The sequence below is a fragment of the Seohaeicola zhoushanensis genome (assembly GCF_014656415.1).
In the GTDB taxonomy this organism is placed as follows: Bacteria; Pseudomonadota; Alphaproteobacteria; order Rhodobacterales; family Rhodobacteraceae; genus Seohaeicola_A; species Seohaeicola_A zhoushanensis.
The window spans coordinates 129,681-145,681 of record NZ_BNCJ01000001.1 but is presented as its reverse complement, the minus strand read 5'-3'; the positions used below and the strand labels follow the sequence as shown (position 1 = coordinate 145,681).

12 protein-coding genes and 1 tRNA gene are annotated in these 16,001 nt (G+C 66.0%); 4 read left to right on the top strand and 9 right to left on the bottom strand.

The window, feature by feature from the left end:
- Nucleotides 1-165: 165 nt before the first annotated feature.
- From IE266_RS00735 to IE266_RS00715, 5 genes are all read right to left on the bottom strand, one after another.
- Nucleotides 166-1,221: a 2-oxoacid:ferredoxin oxidoreductase subunit beta gene (locus IE266_RS00735; RefSeq protein WP_189678116.1), complete on the bottom strand. Its 1,056-nt coding sequence runs from the start codon at nucleotides 1,219-1,221 to the stop codon at nucleotides 166-168.
- Between the two features lie 8 nt (nucleotides 1,222-1,229).
- Complete coding sequence (locus IE266_RS00730; protein WP_189678115.1) at nucleotides 1,230-3,065, bottom strand: 2-oxoacid:acceptor oxidoreductase subunit alpha; 1,836 nt, start codon at nucleotides 3,063-3,065, stop codon at nucleotides 1,230-1,232.
- Nucleotides 3,055-4,860: an FAD-dependent oxidoreductase gene (locus tag IE266_RS00725; RefSeq protein ID WP_189678114.1), complete on the bottom strand. Its 1,806-nt coding sequence runs from the start codon at nucleotides 4,858-4,860 to the stop codon at nucleotides 3,055-3,057. Before IE266_RS00725 ends, IE266_RS00730 begins: the two co-directional genes overlap by 11 nt.
- Nucleotides 4,861-4,994: 134 nt before the next feature.
- A complete protein-coding gene (locus tag IE266_RS00720; RefSeq protein WP_189678113.1) occupies nucleotides 4,995-6,227 on the bottom strand; it encodes an MFS transporter in 1,233 nt (410 codons plus the stop codon).
- A gap of 16 nt (nucleotides 6,228-6,243) precedes the next feature.
- Complete coding sequence (locus tag IE266_RS00715; protein WP_189678112.1) at nucleotides 6,244-8,535, bottom strand: arginine/lysine/ornithine decarboxylase; 2,292 nt, start codon at nucleotides 8,533-8,535, stop codon at nucleotides 6,244-6,246.
- Nucleotides 8,536-8,802: 267 nt separating this feature from the next.
- Here IE266_RS00715 and IE266_RS00710 point away from each other — a divergent pair, with 267 nt between their 5' ends.
- Nucleotides 8,803-9,228 carry a YqaA family protein gene (locus IE266_RS00710; protein ID WP_189678111.1) on the top strand — a complete coding sequence of 142 codons (426 nt, stop codon included), beginning with the start codon at nucleotides 8,803-8,805 and terminating at the stop codon, nucleotides 9,226-9,228.
- A gap of 79 nt (nucleotides 9,229-9,307) precedes the next feature.
- Here IE266_RS00710 and IE266_RS00705 read toward each other — a convergent pair.
- Nucleotides 9,308-9,384 (bottom strand) — tRNA-Pro (locus IE266_RS00705).
- A gap of 55 nt (nucleotides 9,385-9,439) precedes the next feature.
- Nucleotides 9,440-10,393: a DMT family transporter gene (locus IE266_RS00700; RefSeq protein WP_189678110.1), complete on the bottom strand. Its 954-nt coding sequence runs from the start codon at nucleotides 10,391-10,393 to the stop codon at nucleotides 9,440-9,442.
- Nucleotides 10,394-10,507: 114 nt separating this feature from the next.
- On the opposite strand from IE266_RS00700, the gene IE266_RS00695 reads away from it, so the two are divergent.
- Entirely contained in the window at nucleotides 10,508-11,404 is an 897-nt protein-coding gene (locus IE266_RS00695) for a CHAD domain-containing protein (protein WP_189678109.1), read from the top strand.
- A gap of 15 nt (nucleotides 11,405-11,419) precedes the next feature.
- Here IE266_RS00695 and leuB read toward each other — a convergent pair whose 3' ends face one another.
- On the bottom strand, nucleotides 11,420-12,526 hold the full coding sequence (gene leuB, locus IE266_RS00690) for a 3-isopropylmalate dehydrogenase (protein WP_189678108.1): 1,107 nt from the start codon (nucleotides 12,524-12,526) through the stop codon (nucleotides 11,420-11,422).
- A 90-nt stretch (nucleotides 12,527-12,616) separates the two neighbouring features.
- On the bottom strand, nucleotides 12,617-13,438 hold the full coding sequence (locus IE266_RS00685) for an ion transporter (RefSeq protein WP_189678107.1): 822 nt from the start codon (nucleotides 13,436-13,438) through the stop codon (nucleotides 12,617-12,619).
- Between the two features lie 324 nt (nucleotides 13,439-13,762).
- Between IE266_RS00685 and rimP the strand changes: the two genes are divergently transcribed.
- Both rimP and nusA read left to right on the top strand, forming a co-directional pair.
- Complete coding sequence (gene rimP / locus IE266_RS00680) at nucleotides 13,763-14,368, top strand: ribosome maturation factor RimP (protein ID WP_189678106.1); 606 nt, start codon at nucleotides 13,763-13,765, stop codon at nucleotides 14,366-14,368.
- Nucleotides 14,368-15,990, top strand: a complete 1,623-nt coding sequence (nusA, locus tag IE266_RS00675) for a transcription termination factor NusA (RefSeq protein ID WP_189678105.1) — start codon at nucleotides 14,368-14,370, stop codon at nucleotides 15,988-15,990. The genes rimP and nusA overlap by 1 nt, the downstream gene beginning before the upstream one ends.
- The last annotated feature ends 11 nt before the right edge of the window (nucleotides 15,991-16,001 follow it).

Here is a 16,001-nt window from a genome sequence, read left to right as displayed (position 1 = left end):
GTCGACGCTTGCGCGCGGTTCAGAGGTCATCCGGGAAGACACCATAAACTGCCCGGCTTTCACCGGAGGATCGCCGCGCCGCGGCCCGCCGATGCGCGCTGATCGCTCTTGCGTCACCGGCCACCATGCGTAGGGCGGGGTTTACCCCGCCGCCGTCGCTGCGCCCTAGCGATGCGCCGCGTTGATCGCGGCGAGCGGGCCGGAACCCGGCACCAGCGCGCGCTCGTCGATCTCGTTCAGCGGCTGGTCGGGGGTGCCGATCAACTCGTGCAGGTCGGCCTCGCGCTTGTCGAGGTAAAGCAGCCCGGTCGCCACCTCGCCCCTCTGCCGGTAGCGTTCCAGCGCCGGCAGGATGGTTTCGCGATTGGTCGGGTCATAGGACTCGTCCAGCTTGGTGAAGCGCATCTGCGAGCCGTCGTGCAGGGTGACGTCGGCCGAGGTGCCGGGGGCGTAGTCGGCTTCGATCTCGGCCGAGGTCTCGACCAGGTCGAGCCGGCCGATCATGTGGTTGTGGTCGCGGACGTATTCATAGCTCTTGGTCGAGGTGGTGTGGTTGTTGAAGGTCACGCAGGGGCTGATCACGTCGATCAGCGCAAAGCCCTTGTAGCGGATGCCGGCCTTGATCAGCGGCACCAGCTGCGCCTTGTCGCCCGAGAAGGAACGGGCGACGAAACCGGCGCCAAGCTCGATCGCCATGTTGCAGAGGTCGATGGAATCAAAGGGCGTATCCAGCCCCTTGCGGTTCTTCGAGGCGCGGTCGTTGGTGGCCGAGAACTGGCCCTTGGTCAGGCCATAGGTGCCATTGTTCTCGCAGATATAAAGCATGTTCACCCGGCGGCGCACGGCATGGACGAACTGGCCGATGCCGATAGAGGCGGTATCGCCGTCGCCCGAGACGCCGAGATAGGTCAGCTCGCGGTTGGCGAGGTTGGCGCCGGTGGCGACCGAAGGCATGCGCCCATGCACCGAGTTGAAGCCGTGGCTGTAGTTCAGGAAATAGTTCGTGGTCTTCGAGGAACAGCCGATGCCCGACATCTTGGCGACGCGATGGGCGGGAAGCTCGAGCTCGAAACAGGCCTCGACGATGGCGGCGGTGACCGAGTCATGTCCGCACCCGGCGCAGAGGGTCGAGATCACCCCCTCGTAGTCGCGGCGGGTGAGACCCTGCGAGTTGGTGGCAAGGCGGGGATGGCGGAACTGCGGTTTGACGATATGGGTCATGATGGTTCCTATTGCGCGACGATGCGCGAGGCTTCGCCATAGCCGGGCAGGCGGCGAAGGGCTTGCAGGACGAATTCCCGCACGAAGGCGGCGGTGAGCGGCATACCGTCGATATTGGGCACGGCGATCAGCTTGGGCCCCAGGATATCGGCCTCGGTCATCAGCAGGTGGCGCATCTGGCTGTCGCGGTTCTGCTCGATCACGAAGAGATAGTCATGCGCCTCGGCAAAGTCGCGTACCTCCTGGGCGAAGGGGAAGGCGCGCAGCCGCATGTGGTTCATCACATGGCCTTCGCGGTCCAGTTCCTCGAGCCCCTCGCGCACGGCGGGGTCGGTCGAGCCGAAGTTGACGATGGCAAGCCGCGCCTCGGGGTCGCGGATATCGATGACGGGCTTGGGCAGATGCGCGGCGGCGCCTTCGATCTTGTATTTGATCCGCTCCAGCATCTGCGCATGCAGGCGGCCGTCCTCGGTATAGCCGCCGGTATCGGTGTGTGACGTGCCGCGGGTGAAATACGACCCCTTGGTCGGATGGGTGCCGGGCAGGGTGCGGTAGGGGATGCCGTCGCCGTCGACGTCCCGATAGCGGGCGAATTCGGCCACCGCGTCGAGCGCGGCGGCGTCCAGCACCTTGCCGCGGTCGAGCTTGCGCGAGTCGTCCCAGGTCAACTCGTCGATCACCCAGTCGTTCATGCCGATGTCGAGATCGCTCATCACGAAGACCGGGGTCTGGTAGCGGTCGGCGATGTCGAAGGCGTCGACCGACATGGTGAAGCATTCGCCGGGGTCGCCCGGCAGCAGCAGGATATGCACCGTGTCGCCATGGCTGGCATAGGCGCAGGTCAGGATGTCGGACTGCTGGGTGCGGGTCGGCATCCCGGTCGAGGGGCCGCCGCGCTGCACGTCGAAGAGCACCAGCGGGATCTCGGCGAAATAGGCCAGGCCGATGAATTCCGCCATCAGCGAGATGCCGGGCCCCGAGGTGGCGGTGAAGGCGCGCGCGCCGTTCCAGCTGGCGCCGATGGCCATGCCGACGGCGGCCAGTTCGTCCTCGGCCTGCACCACGGCGGCGTTGTGGCGGCCGTCCTCTGTGCGGCGCAGCTTGCTGGCGTGGCGCTCGAAGTTCTCGACCAGCGAGGTCGAGGGGGTGATCGGATACCAGGTGGCGACCGTCGCACCGGCGTAAAGCGCGCCAAGGCCCGCCGCCTCGTTCCCGGTCATCAGGATCTTGCCCGCGGTCTTGTCGGACATGCGCGCCCGCACGGCGATGGGGGTGTCGATGTTATCGCGCGCATAGTCGCGGCCGATGTGCAGCGCCTTGAGGTTGGGCTCGATCAGCTTGGGCTTGGACTTGAACTGCTCGGTGATGAGCTGTTCGACCACGCCGTCGTCCAGCCCGAGCAGCGAGATCAGCGAGCCGACGTAGATCATGTTCTTGAACAGCTGGCGCTGGCGCGAGTCGGTCCAGTGCTCGGCGCAGAGCCGGGCGATGGGGATGCCGATGACCTGGATGTCATCGCGGTCGAACCGGCGTTCCAGCGTCGAATCGTAGATCAGCGTGCCGCCCGGCACCACCTCGGCGGCGTCGCGCTTGTAGCTTTGCGGGTTCATGGCGACCATCACGTCGATGCCGGCGCGGCGGGCCATGTGGCCGGCCTCGGAGACGCGGATCTCGTACCAGGTGGGCAGGCCCTGGATGTTCGAGGGAAAGATGTTCTTGGCGCTGACCGGCAGGCCCATGCGGAAGAGCACCTTGGCGCAGAGGAAGTTGGCCGAGGCCGAGCCGGACCCGTTGACCGTGCCGAACTTGAGCACGAACTCGTTGAAGACCGTGTTACGCGACATGTTTCTTTTCCTGTTCCGGCAGCCGGGCGGTGCTGGCGTGGGCCTCGTTGTAGAGGAATTTCTGCATGTCCCAGGCGCCGGTCGGGCACCTTTCGGCACAGAGGCCGCAATGCAGGCAGACGTCCTCGTCCTTGACCATCACCCGCGCCGTCGGAAGCGTGTCCGAGACGTAGAGATCCTGGTCGGTGTTCTGCGCCGGGACGCGCAGCATCTGGCGCAGCTCGGCTTCCTCGGCGTTGGGGGTGAAGGTGATGCAGTCGACCGGGCAGATGTCGACGCAGCCGTCGCATTCGATGCAGAGGTTGGTCGAGAAGACCGTCTGGATGTCGCAGTTCAGGCAGCGGCGGGATTCGAGCAATGCCTGGCCGGGGTCAAAGCCCAGCTCGACCTCCATCGAGAGATCGCGCAGCGCCAGCGCCGGGTCGGCGTGAGGTACGTTCAGGCGGCGCGAGTTGGTCGGGTCGTTGTCATAGGACCATTCGTGAATGCCCATCTTCTGGCTGATGAGCGTGGTGGTCGGGGCGGGGCGCTGCATCAGGTCCTGGCCCTGGCAGTAGAGGTCGATCGAGATTGCCGCCTGGTGGCCGTGGGCCACGGCCCAGATGATGTTCTCGGGGCCCCAGGCCGCATCGCCGCCGAAGAAGACGCCGGGGCGGGTCGACTGGAAGTCGACCTTGCCGACCACCGGCGCCTCGCGGACGTCGAAGTCGATGCCGATGTCGCGCTCGATCCAGGGGAAGGAATTTTCCTGCCCGACCGCCATCAGCACGTCGTCGCAGGGAATCACCACATCTGGCTCGCCTGTCGGGACCAGCCTGCGCTTGCCAGTGTCGTCGTATTCGGCGCGCATCTTCTCGAAGACCACGGCGACCAGCTTGCCGCCTTCAAGGCGGAATTCCTTGGGCGCGTGGTTGTCGAGGATCGGGATGCCCTCGCGCTCGGCGTCCTCGATCTCCCAGGGCGAGGCCTTCATGTCGGCGCGGGGCGAGCGGACGGTGACGGTCACGCTGTCGGCGCCGAGGCGGAGCGCGGTGCGGCAGCAGTCCATCGCGGTATTGCCGCCGCCGATGACGACGACGCGCTTGCCGATCTCCTCGATATGGCGGAACGAGACCGCCGAGAGGAAGTCGGTGCCGATATGGACGTTGTCCGAGGCCTCCTTGCGGCCGGGGACGTTCAGATCCTTGCCGCGCGGCGCGCCAGTGCCGACGAAGATGGCGTCGAAGCCCTCGTCGAGCAGCGCCTTCATGCTGGTGATCTCCTCGCCGAAGCGGGGCGTCGCGCCCATGTCGAGGATGCGGTCGGTTTCCTCGTCCAGCACCGCGACGGGCAGGCGGAAGGAGGGGATGTTCTTGCGCATCAGCCCGCCGGCCTTGCGGTCGCGTTCGATCAGCACGCAGTCATAGCCCAGCGGCAGCAGGTCGCGTGCCACGGTGAGCGAGGCGGGGCCGGCGCCGATCAGGGCGACGCGCTTGCCGTTGCCGGGGCCCTTGCGCGGAATCAGGTGATCGACCACGCCGCGGTTGTCTGCGGCGACACGCTTGAGCCGGCAGATGGCCACCGGCTTCTCCTCGACCCGGCCGCGGCGGCAGGCGGGTTCGCAGGGGCGGTCGCAGGTGCGCCCGAGGATGCCGGGGAAGACGTTCGATTCCCAGTTGATCAGGAAGGCCTCGGTATAGCGCCCATGTGCGATCAGGCGGATATATTCCGGAACCGGTGTGTGCGCGGGGCAGGCCCACTGACAATCGACCACCTTGTGAAAGTAGGTCGGGTCACTCGTATTCGTCGGTTTCATTCCCTCGCGCTCTCCCCTTCGCGATTCCTGACCCGATATTGGCAACAAGCTTTCGGTTCGTCACCGAACTTCGCCCGCGCGGGCCGTTCACTGACACAATCGTGTGCATCAGGTGCGATTATGTGTCGCAGGTGTCACAAGATATCCAACCGTTTCACGGATTTTTGTCGGGCGGCGGCCTGTCGGCGCAGCAGGATCGCGCCGAGCAGCGAGAGCGCCGCGAACGCCGCACCGCAGAGAAAGGTGGCCGAGGCGCCGACCGTCTCCCACAGGACGCCGGCGGTCAGGCTGGCCAGCAGCAGGGCGATGCCCGAGACCAGATTGTAGAGGCCAAAGGCGGTGCCGCGCAGGTCGGCGGGGGCGGCGTCGGCCACCATCGCCGCGACCAGGCCCTGGGTCGCGCCCATGTGCAGACCCCATACCAGCACACCGAGGCCGGCGCCCCAGAGGCCGGGTACAAGGGCGAGGATGAGGTCGGCGAGGATCAGCAGGGCGAGGCCGCCGGCCAGGAGCAACGGGCGCGACAGGCGGTCGGACAGCGCGCCGACAGGATAAGCCGAGAGCGCGTAGGCGACGTTCATCGCGACCAGCACCAGCGGGACCAGCGCCGGACCCAGACCGGCATCCGAGGCGCGCAGGATCAGGAAGGCCTCGCTGAAGCGGGCCAGGGTGAACAGCGCCGCGACCGCGACGACCCCCCAGTAGAGCGGCGGCAGGCGGTTCAGGTTGGCGCGGGAGAGCGGGTTCCTCGGCCTCGGCCGGCTGTCGCGCGCGGGTTCCTTCACCACGGTCACAAGCAGCAGAACCGCAAGCGCGGCGGGGATCACCGCAACCCAGAAGACCGCGCGGAAATCATCGGCGAAGGCCCACATCAGGGCTATGGCCAGCAAGGGGCCGACAAAGGCGCCGGTGGTGTCGAGCGACTGGCGCAGCCCGTAGGCCGCACCGCGCTTCCCCTCGGGCACCAGGTCGGCGATCAGCGCATCGCGCGGCGCGCCGCGGATGCCCTTGCCGACACGGTCGGTGAACCGCGCCGCCACCAGCCAGCCGATCGAGGGGGCCAGGGCGAAGACCGGCTTGGTCAGCGCGGCGAGGCCGTAACCCAGCACCGCCAGTTCCTTGCGCCGCCCGAGCCGGTCGGAAAGCGCCCCGGAGAAGACCTTGGTGATGGCGGCGGTGGCCTCGGCCACCCCCTCGATCACCCCGACCGCGATGGCCGAGGCGCCGAGGCCAAGCGTCAGGTAGACCGGCAGCAGGGCATGGATGATCTCGGAAGAGACATCCATGAGCATCGACACCAGCCCGAGCGCCCAGATCCCCGCGGGAAGCTGGCGAAGGGTATTCCGGTGTTCCTTGTCCCCCGCCATCTTCCCTTGTCAGACCTCACTCGGAGAGTGCGACGCAATCCGCGTAGTAATGTTCCAGCCCGTCGGGGCCCCTTTCCTGCACCAGCCCGTGGATGTCGATCTCGAAGCCGGGGCATTCCTTCTCGAAGGCTCGGTTGAACTTCAGGTATTCGACGATCTTCTCGTTGAAGACCTCGCCGGGGATCAGCAGCGGGATGCCCGGCGGATAGGGGGTGATGAGGCTGGTGGTGATGCGCCCGACCAGATCGTCGATCGGCACCCGCTCGGTGGTGCGCCGCGCGATATGGGCATAGGCGTCGGTCGGCTTCATCGCCGGGGTGAGGTCGCTCAGATACATCTCGGTCGACAGCTTCGCCACGTCATACTTGGCATACATGCTGTGGACGTGCTGGCAGAGATCGTTCAGCCCCATGCCTTCATAGCGCGGGTGCTTCTGGCAGAACTCGGGCATCGAGCGCCACATCGGCGCGTTCTTGTCATAGTCGTCCTTGAACTGCTGCAGCGCGGTCAGCAGCGTGTTCCAGCGGCCCTTGGTGATGCCGATGGTGAACATGATGAAGAAGGAATAGAGGCCGGTCTTCTCGACCACCACGCCATGCTCGGCGAGATACTTGGTGACGATCGAGGCGGGAATCCCGGTCTCGTGGAAGAAGCCGTCCATGTTGAGGCCGGGGGTGATGATCGTCGCCTTGATCGGGTCGAGCATGTTGAAGCCCGGCGCCATGTCGCCGAAGCCATGCCAGCTGTCCTCGCCGTCGCGCTGCACGCCATCGCTGTCGGTGCGGCGCAGCACCCAGTCCTTGGTGCGGCCGATGCCCTCTTCCTCGAGCTCTTCCGGGCCCCAGACCTTGAACCACCAGTCGTTGCCGTATTCCTCGTCGACCTTGCGCATGGCGCGGCGGAAATCGAGCGATTCCATGATGCTCTCTTCCACCAGCGCGGTGCCGCCCGGCGGTTCCATCATCGCCGCCGCCACGTCGCAGCTCGCGATGATCGAGTATTGCGGCGAGGTCGAGGTGTGCATCAGGTAGGCTTCGTTGAACAGGTGCCGGTCGAGCTTGGTCTCCTGGCTGTCCTGCACAAGCACGTGGCTGGCCTGGCTGATGCCGGCCAGCAGCTTGTGGATCGACTGGGTGGCATAGGTGACCGAATGCTTGGTCCGGTCCCGCTTTTTCCCCATGGCGTGATAGGTGCCGTAGAAGGGGTGGAAGGCGGCGTGCGGCAGCCAGGCCTCGTCGAAGTGCAGGTTGTCGACATAGCCGTCGAGCAGGCCCTTGATGGTCTCGGTGTTGTAGAGCACCCCGTCATAGGTCGACTGGGTCAGCGTCATGATGCGCGGACGCACCGTGTCGGCGTCGACACCGGCCAGCAGCGGGTTGGCGCGGATCTTTTCCTTGATCGAGTCGATCTCGAACTCGGAATAGGGGATCGGCCCGATGATGCCGTGATGGTTGCGCGTCGGCTTCATGAATACCGGGATCGCCCCGGTCATGATGATCGAGTGCAGGATCGACTTGTGGCAGTTGCGGTCGACCACCACCACGTCGCCCGGCGCGACCGCGTGGTGCCAGACCATCTTGTTCGAGGTCGAGGTGCCGTTGGTCACGAAGAAGCAGTGATCGGCATTGAAGATCCGCGCGGCATTGCGCTCGGAGGCACCGATGGCGCCGTTGTGATCAAGCAGCTGGCCCAGTTCCTCGACCGAATTGCAGACGTCGGCGCGCAGCATGTTCTCACCGTAGAACTGGTGGTACATCTGGCCGATGGGGCTCTTGAGGAAGGCGACGCCGCCCGAGTGTCCGGGGCAGTGCCAGGAGTACGATCCGTCCTCGGCGTAGTCGAGCAGCGCCTTGAAGAAGGGCGGCTGGATGCCTTCGAGATAGCTCTTGGCCTCGCGCACGATGTGGCGGGCGACGAATTCCGGCGTATCCTCGAACATGTGAATAAAGCCGTGCAGCTCGCGCAGGATGTCGTTGGGCAGGTGGCGCGAGGTCTTGGTCTCGCCATAGACATAGATCGGCACGTCAGCGTTCTTCCAGCGCACTTCCTCGATGAAGTTGCGCAGGTTCAGCACCGCCGGGTCGAGATCGGGGCCGGCGCTGAATTCCTCGTCGTCAATTGACAGCACGAAGGCGGCGGCGCGGGACTGCTGCTGGGCGAATTGCGAGAGATCGCCGTACGAGGTCACGCCGAGCACTTCCATGCCCTCGTTCTCGATGGCCTGGGCCATGGCCCGGATGCCGAGACCCGAGGAGTTCTCGGACTTGAAGTCCTCGTCGATGATGACAATGGGGAAGCGAAACTTCATCAAGCTCTCCTGTCGGGAAATTCTGGCGCATCATGGCGCCGCGAGGGGGAACCGGCCGAGTCGCCTGCCGCGGCCAATGGGTTCAGGGTCTGGCGCCGTTTGTTTCGCCAAGCGCCTTGTCAGTCAAGACCTGCCGGGGAGTTGCAGGCCGCACGCGCGGTAAAACCCCCGGCAGCGGCAAGCGGTTCCGCGGCGCCGGTTGACGCACCGGGGGCGGATGCCTAAGGGGGCTGCGCTGCCCGAACGCGACGGGGTCGACAGAACCGCATGCCCTACCTCGGCCTTTTCCTGGCGGCCTTCCTTGCCGCGACGCTGCTGCCGGCCCAGTCCGAGGCGCTGCTGGCCTATCACCTGAGCAATCCGGCGCTGTCGGTTGCCGGCCTGCTGGCGGTGGCGACCGCGGGCAATGTGCTCGGCTCGGTGGTGAACTGGCTCTGCGGCCGCTTCCTGCGACACTTCCAGAACCGGCGCTGGTTCCCGGTTTCGCCCGCCCACCTGGCCCGCGCCGAGGCGCAGTATCACCGCTGGGGCCGCTGGAGCCTGCTGGCGAGCTGGGTGCCGATCATCGGCGACCCGCTGACCGTCGTTGCCGGCGTGATGCGCGAGCCGCTGCCGAGTTTCCTGGTCATCGTCACCATCGCCAAGGCGGGGCGATATCTCGTGGTGGCCGGGCTTGCGCTGCTCTGGTTCTAGGTGTGGGCCGGGCGGATGCGCCGGAAGACAAACGAAAAGGCGCCCAAGCGAAAAGGCGCCCAAGGGCGCCTTTGTTCATTGGTCGGAGTGAGAGGATTCGAACCTCCGGCCCCTGCCTCCCGAAGACAGTGCTCTACCAGGCTGAGCTACACTCCGACCGTGAGGCGCGACCTACAGGGAACCGATTGCTTTGGCAAGGGCCAGTTGCAACTCAACGTTTGAGGTTCAGCAGACGCAGCGCGAGGCTGACGCGCGGGATGCCGGGAGTGCCGGCGCGGCTGCGGGTTTCGAGCACGGGCGTGGTGCGCGAGGCGCCGGCGCGGGTCTCGCGGAAGACGATGTAGAGGCCAGACGCGATGATCAGGCTGACGCCGATCAGGGTGGAGGGGCCTGGCCATTCGCCGAAGATCATCCAGCCGTAGATCACCGCCCAGATCATCTGCGAATACTGCATCGGCGCGACCAGCGCGGCCTCGGCGCGCTTGTAGGCCATGATCATCAGCAGCATCCCGGCGAAGGCCATCGCGGCGATTGCCGCCGACATGGCGAAGTCGCGGCCTTCCATCGGGTGGTAGACGACCGGGAGCATAGCCCCCATCACCGCGAAGGTCGCAAGCATCGGGTAGAGCAGCAGCGTCACCGGCCGTTCATCGCGGCTGGTGCGGCGAACGATCACCGCGCCCAGGGCCGAGCAGCTTGCCCCGACCAGCGCGGCAAGGTGGCCGAGGGTCAGGGCCGAATCGCCCGGCCGCAGCACGATCACCACGCCGATCAGGCCCATCAGGATGGCGATGCCGCGGTGCAGGTGGATCCTCTCGCCGAGAATCGGGATCGCCAGCAGGGTCACCAGGATCGGCATCGAGAAGAGGATCGCGTAGGTATCGGCCAGCGGCAGGGTGGAGAAGGCATAGAACGAGGCGCCGGAAGCGATCACGATGGCCAGGGTGCGGGCGGCCATCCACCAGGGGTGCACCGGGCGCAGCGTCGCCGGCTCGGCCTCGCGGATCAGCATGAGCGAGGTCAGCGGAAAGGCGAAGAGGACCGAGAAGAACACGACCTGGAACGGCGAATAGGTTCCGCCCAGAAGCTTTATGAAGACATCGTGCAGCGCATAGATCGCAAAGCCCGCAAGGGCGTAGAGTATGCCGCTGGTCTGGCCGCTCATGTCGGGTCCTTTCGCTCGGCTGGGGGCGCCTGACGCGGGGCAGTCTTGACGTGCCGGGGGTCGGGTTGCAACCCTGTGGCCGGACGTGGCGGCGGGGAATTGTCCAAAGGGGTCATGGAGTACGCATTCGATCTTTCGCTGACGGTCGAGGAGAACCTGCGCCGCGGAGCGGTCGGGTTGATCGAGGGCGGGATCGCCGACCTCGACCGGGTCGGCGCGGATCCCGAGGCCTCGGTTCATGCGCTGCGCAAGCGGATGAAGAAACTGCGGGCGCTGCTGCGGCTGGTGCGGCCGGGGCTGGGGAAAACCTATGGCGCCGAGAACGCCGCATTCCGCGATGTCGCGCGGCTGCTCTCCGGGGTGCGCGATGCGCAGGTGCTGGCGGTGACCGCCGAGCGCCTGCTGGATGCAACGCCGGGCAAGAAGATGCGCGCGCGGCTCGGGCCGGTAGTGGACTGGGCCGGGGCCCTGCGCAGCGCGGCGGCCGGACAGGATCTTTCGGCCCGCGCGGCCGAGGCGCGCGGGGCGCTGGAGGCGGCGCTTCGGCGCGCACGGTATTGGGAACTTTCGGGCGGTGAGGTGGACTGCCTCGCCGGGGGTGTCGGCAAGGTCTACGGGCAGGGGCGTGCGCTGCTGAACGCGCCGGGCGACGCGGCCGCGCCCGAGCGTCTGCACGAGCTGCGCAAGCGGGTGAAATACCACCGCTTCCACTGCCAGCTTCTCAGGGCAGCCTGGCCCGAGGTGCTGGTCGCCCGCGAACAGCTGGCCGAGCAGGTGGGCGAGGCGCTGGGCGATGACCGCGACCTGTACATGCTGCGGCTGGCGCTCAAGGGCGCCAGGGGGCTGTCGGACGATGCGGTGGAACTGGCGGTGAAGCTGTCGGGGCGCGAGGGCGAGGCGCTGTGCCGGAAGGCGCTGCTGCTGGCGCCGAAGCTGTTTGTCGAGCCGCCCGCCGCATTGGGCGGACGGCTCGGGGAATACTGGCGACTGGCGGTCGCCGAGGCGGCCTGACCCGGCCGCCCCCGATCAGAGCGAGGCGTCGAGCTCGGCCAGGATCGCGTCGCCCATCTGGCTGGTCGACACCGGGGTCACACCCTCGGCGTTCAGCAGGTCGGCGGTGCGGATGCCCTTGGCGAGAACCGCGTTGACCGCGCTTTCCAGCCGCTCGGCCTCGGCGCCCTTGTCGAAGGAATAGCGCAGTGCCATCGCGAAGGAGAGCACGCAGGCGATCGGGTTGGCCTTGCCCTGGCCGGCGATGTCGGGGGCGGAACCATGCACCGGCTCGTACAGCGCCTTGGGCCGGCCGTTCTCCATCGGTGCGCCCAGCGAGGCCGAGGGCAGCATCCCGAGCGAGCCAGTCAGCATCGCCGCGAGGTCGGACAGCAGGTCGCCGAACAGGTTGTCGGTGACGATCACGTCGAACTGCTTCGGCCAGCGGGTCAGCTGCATGGCGCCGGCGTCGGCATACATGTGCGACAGCTCGACGTCCTTGTATTCGGCCTCGTGCACCTCGGTGACGACATCGCGCCACAGGATGCCCGATTCCATCACGTTGGCCTTCTCCATCGAGCAGACCTTGTTGTTGCGCTTGCGGGCCAGTTCGAAGGCCGAACGCGCCACGCGGGCGATCTCGCTCTCGGTGTAGCGCTGGGTGTTGATGCCCACCCGCTCGTTGCCTTCCTTGAAGATCCCGCGCGGCTCGCCGAAGTAGACGCCCGAGGTCAGTTCGCGCACGATCATGATGTCGAGACCGGCAACCACGTCCTTCTTCAGCGACGAGAAGTCGGCCAACGCGTCGAAGCACTGGGCCGGGCGCAGGTTGGCGTAGAGGTCCATTTCCTTGCGCAGGCGCAGCAGGCCGCGCTCGGGCTTCACCGAGAAGTCGAGCTTGTCGTATTTCGGGCCGCCGACGGCGCCGAGCAGCACCGCGTCGACTTCCTGGGCCTTGGCCATGGTGTCGTCATGCAGCGGCGTGCCGTGCTTGTCGTAGGCGCAGCCGCCGACGAGATCCTCGGAGACATCGAACTTGAGGCCGCGCTTTGCGCCGTACCAGTCGATGATGCGCATCACCTGCGCCATGACTTCGGGGCCGATGCCGTCGCCCGGCAGGATCAGAAGGGAAGGGTTGGACATATGCGCCTCCTCGGGAATGTGTCGGCAAGCGGCCTAACGTGGCGCGGGCAAAGGGTCAATGTGGATAGAGCCGCGCCACGTGCCGCCGCGTCATTCCGCGGCGGTTCTCTGGCCGGGCAGTGCCATCGATTCGAGCAGGGCGCGGATTTCGCGGATGTCGCGCTCCATCATCACCAGCCGCATCTCGGGCGATTCCTCGTCCGGCGGGATGCCGTGTTCGGCCATCTGCTCGCGCACGTCCTCCTCCTTCGCGTTCTGCATGGCGTCGACGATGATGCCGAACAGCAGGTTGAGCGTGGTGAAGGTGGTGAGGATGATGAAGGCGACGAAGAAGATCCAGGCATGGGGGTGCTGTTCCATCACCTGGCCGGCGATGTCGGGCCAGCCTTCCAGCGTCATCATCTTGAACAGAGTGAAGAAGGTGGTGCCGATGCTGCCGAAATGCTCGGGCACCGACTGGTGGAAGAAGCTGAAGCCGATGATCGCACCGACATAGTAGAGGATCGCCAGCACCGCCGCGACCGAGGCGCCACCGGGGATCGCCAGGAACATGCCGGTGATGACGCGGCGCATCGAGGGCACGACCGAGATCAGCCGCATCAGGCGCAGCACCCGCAGGGTTCGCAGCACGCCCAGGCCGCCGGCGTCGGGCATCACCGCGATGCCGACCACGATGAAGTCGAAGATGTTCCAGCCGTCGCGGAAGAAGTCGCGGCGGAACACCACGAGCTTGAGCGCGAGTTCCGCGACGAAGATGGCAAGGCAGGCCTGGTCGATCAGCAGCAGAAGGCTGCGCGTGCCGGGCGACAGGTCGAGGGTCAGCAGGCCGAGGATCACCGCGTTGACGAGAATCACGGCGATGATGAAACGCTGGAAATGGGTGCTGTTAACGAGGCGGGCGGCGATATTCATTTGGTGGCTCCGCGCAGATCACCGCCGCCGGGCCCGCGGATCACGCGGACGGGACGATGGGCGCTGTTCGGGGGTCTCAGGCTATTGTTCGGGCGGGGTATTCTGGTCTGGTCGTTTGCCGCTAGATGGGGCCTTGGCGCGGTCTGCTCAAGCAGAGAATTGCGCTGTGTACAGGGACCTTGGGGCCTTGCGCGAAATATTGCCCTTGAGATCGAGGGGTGATGCGCGTATATGCCCCTCAACAGCGGCGCGTCGGGGTCCAAACCTGACGCTCCACCGAGAAATATCGACGGGCCGCGCGCCCGTTTTTTTGTGTCTGGACCCATGCAGAACGACCTGATCGCAAAAGCAGCCATTGACCGCCGACTGGCCGAGATCGTGTCTCCGGCCATCGAGGATCTTGGATTCGAACTGGTGCGCATCCGGCTGATGTCGGGCAAGTCTACGACGCTGCAGATCATGGCCGACAAGCCGGGCGGCGGGATCGAGGTGGACGATTGCGCCGCGATCTCGAACGCGGTCAGCGCCATTCTCGACGTCGAGGACCCGATTCTCGACGAATACACGCTCGAAGTGTCGAGCCCCGGCATCGACCGGCCGCTGACCCGGCTGAAGGACTTCGACGACTACGAAGGCTACGAGGCCAAGATCGAGACCTCCGAACTGATCGACGGACGCCGCCGCTTCAAGGGCATGCTGGCAGGGGTCGAGGGCGACGAGGTTCTGATCAACGTCGAAGAGGGCACCATCGGGCTCAAGTTCGAATGGCTGAGCGACGCCAAGCTGGTGCTGACCGACGAGTTGATCCGCGAGATGCTGCGTCAGCGCAAGAACGCCGGGACACTTAACGAAGACCAGTTCGACGAAATACTGGAAGAGACCCCTTCGGGGGATGACGGGCCCGAGGCGCCCCAAGAGGAGAACGACTAATGGCAATCACCTCTGCCAACCAGCTTGAGCTGCTTCAGACTGCCGAGGCTGTGGCCCGGGAGAAGATGATCGACCCGCGTCTCGTCATCGAGGCAATGGAAGAGAGCCTCGCCCGCGCCGCCAAGAGCCGTTACGGCGCCGAGATGGACATCCGCGTCAAGATCGACCGCAAGACCGGCCGCGCGACCTTCACCCGCGTCCGCACCGTGGTCGAGGATGACGCCGTCGAGAACTACCAGGCAGAGTTCACCGTCGAGCAGGCCAAGCAGTATATGGCCGATCCGCAAGTGGGCGACGAGTACGTCGAGGAAGTGCCGCCGGTCGACCTGGGCCGGATCGCCGCGCAATCGGCCAAGCAGGTGATCCTGCAGAAGGTCCGCGAAGCCGAGCGTGACCGCCAGTACGAGGAATTCAAGGACCGCGCCGGCACGATCATCAACGGCATCGTCAAGCGCGAGGAATACGGCAACGTCATCGTCGACGTGGGCGCCGGCGAGGCGATCCTGCGCCGCAACGAGAAGATCGGCCGCGAGGCCTATCGTCCGAACGACCGCATCCGCTGCTACATCAAGGACGTGCGCCGCGAGCCGCGCGGGCCGCAGATCTTCCTGTCGCGGACCGCGCCGGAATTCATGGCCGAGCTGTTCAAGATGGAAGTGCCGGAAATCTACGACGGCATCATCGAGATCAAGGCCGTCGCCCGTGACCCCGGTTCGCGCGCCAAGATCGCCGTGGTGTCCTATGACAACTCGATCGACCCGGTCGGCGCCTGCGTCGGTATGCGCGGCAGCCGCGTGCAGGCCGTGGTGAACGAGCTCCAGGGCGAGAAGATCGACATCATTCCGTGGAACCAGGACGTTCCGACCTTCCTGGTCAACGCCCTGCAACCGGCGGAAGTGACCAAGGTGGTTCTCTACGAGGATGCCGAGCGCATCGAGGTCGTGGTGCCGGAAGAGCAGCTCTCGCTCGCCATTGGCCGCCGCGGTCAGAACGTGCGCCTGGCCAGCCAGCTTACCGGTCTCGACATCGACATCATGACCGAAGAGGAAGAGTCCAAGCGCCGCCAGGCCGAGTTCGAGAACCGCACCAGGCTGTTCATGGACACGCTGGACCTTGACGAATTCTTCGCCCAGCTGCTGGTCGCCGAAGGCTTCACCAACCTCGAGGAAGTCGCCTATGTCGACCTCGACGAGCTGCTGGTGATCGAAGGCGTCGACGAAAGCACCGCCGCCGAGCTGCAGGCCCGCGCCCGCGACTACCTGGAAGCGCAGAACAAGGCCGCGCTCGAGAACGCCCGTGCACTGGGTGTCGAGGACAGCCTGGTTGAATTCGAGGGCCTGACACCCCAGATGATCGAAGCACTGGCCAAGGACGGCGTGAAGACGCTGGAAGACTTCGCCACCTGCGCCGACTGGGAACTGGCAGGCGGCTGGACCACCGTGAACGGCGAGCGCGTCAAGGACGAGGGTATCCTCGAGCCCTTCGACGTCAGCCTCGAAGAAGCGCAGAACATGGTGATGACCGCACGCATTCTGCTCGGCTGGGTCGACCCGGCCGAACTCGAGAGCGCGGAAGAAGCCGAAGAAGGCGACGATACCGAGGAAGAGGAGGCCGGAGCCTAATTCGGGCTCCG

Coding starts and splice junctions, on each gene's coding strand:
- IE266_RS00735 (WP_189678116.1), bottom strand. CDS start 1,221: ATGACCCATATCGTCAAACCGCAGTTCCGCCATCCCCGCCTTGCCACC.
- IE266_RS00730 (WP_189678115.1), bottom strand. CDS start 3,065: ATGTCGCGTAACACGGTCTTCAACGAGTTCGTGCTCAAGTTCGGCACG.
- IE266_RS00725 (WP_189678114.1), bottom strand. CDS start 4,860: ATGAAACCGACGAATACGAGTGACCCGACCTACTTTCACAAGGTGGTC.
- IE266_RS00720 (WP_189678113.1), bottom strand. CDS start 6,227: ATGGCGGGGGACAAGGAACACCGGAATACCCTTCGCCAGCTTCCCGCG.
- IE266_RS00715 (WP_189678112.1), bottom strand. CDS start 8,535: ATGAAGTTTCGCTTCCCCATTGTCATCATCGACGAGGACTTCAAGTCC.
- IE266_RS00710 (WP_189678111.1), top strand. CDS start 8,803: ATGCCCTACCTCGGCCTTTTCCTGGCGGCCTTCCTTGCCGCGACGCTG.
- IE266_RS00700 (WP_189678110.1), bottom strand. CDS start 10,393: ATGAGCGGCCAGACCAGCGGCATACTCTACGCCCTTGCGGGCTTTGCG.
- IE266_RS00695 (WP_189678109.1), top strand. CDS start 10,508: ATGGAGTACGCATTCGATCTTTCGCTGACGGTCGAGGAGAACCTGCGC.
- leuB (WP_189678108.1), bottom strand. CDS start 12,526: ATGTCCAACCCTTCCCTTCTGATCCTGCCGGGCGACGGCATCGGCCCC.
- IE266_RS00685 (WP_189678107.1), bottom strand. CDS start 13,438: ATGAATATCGCCGCCCGCCTCGTTAACAGCACCCATTTCCAGCGTTTC.
- rimP (WP_189678106.1), top strand. CDS start 13,763: ATGCAGAACGACCTGATCGCAAAAGCAGCCATTGACCGCCGACTGGCC.
- nusA (WP_189678105.1), top strand. CDS start 14,368: ATGGCAATCACCTCTGCCAACCAGCTTGAGCTGCTTCAGACTGCCGAG.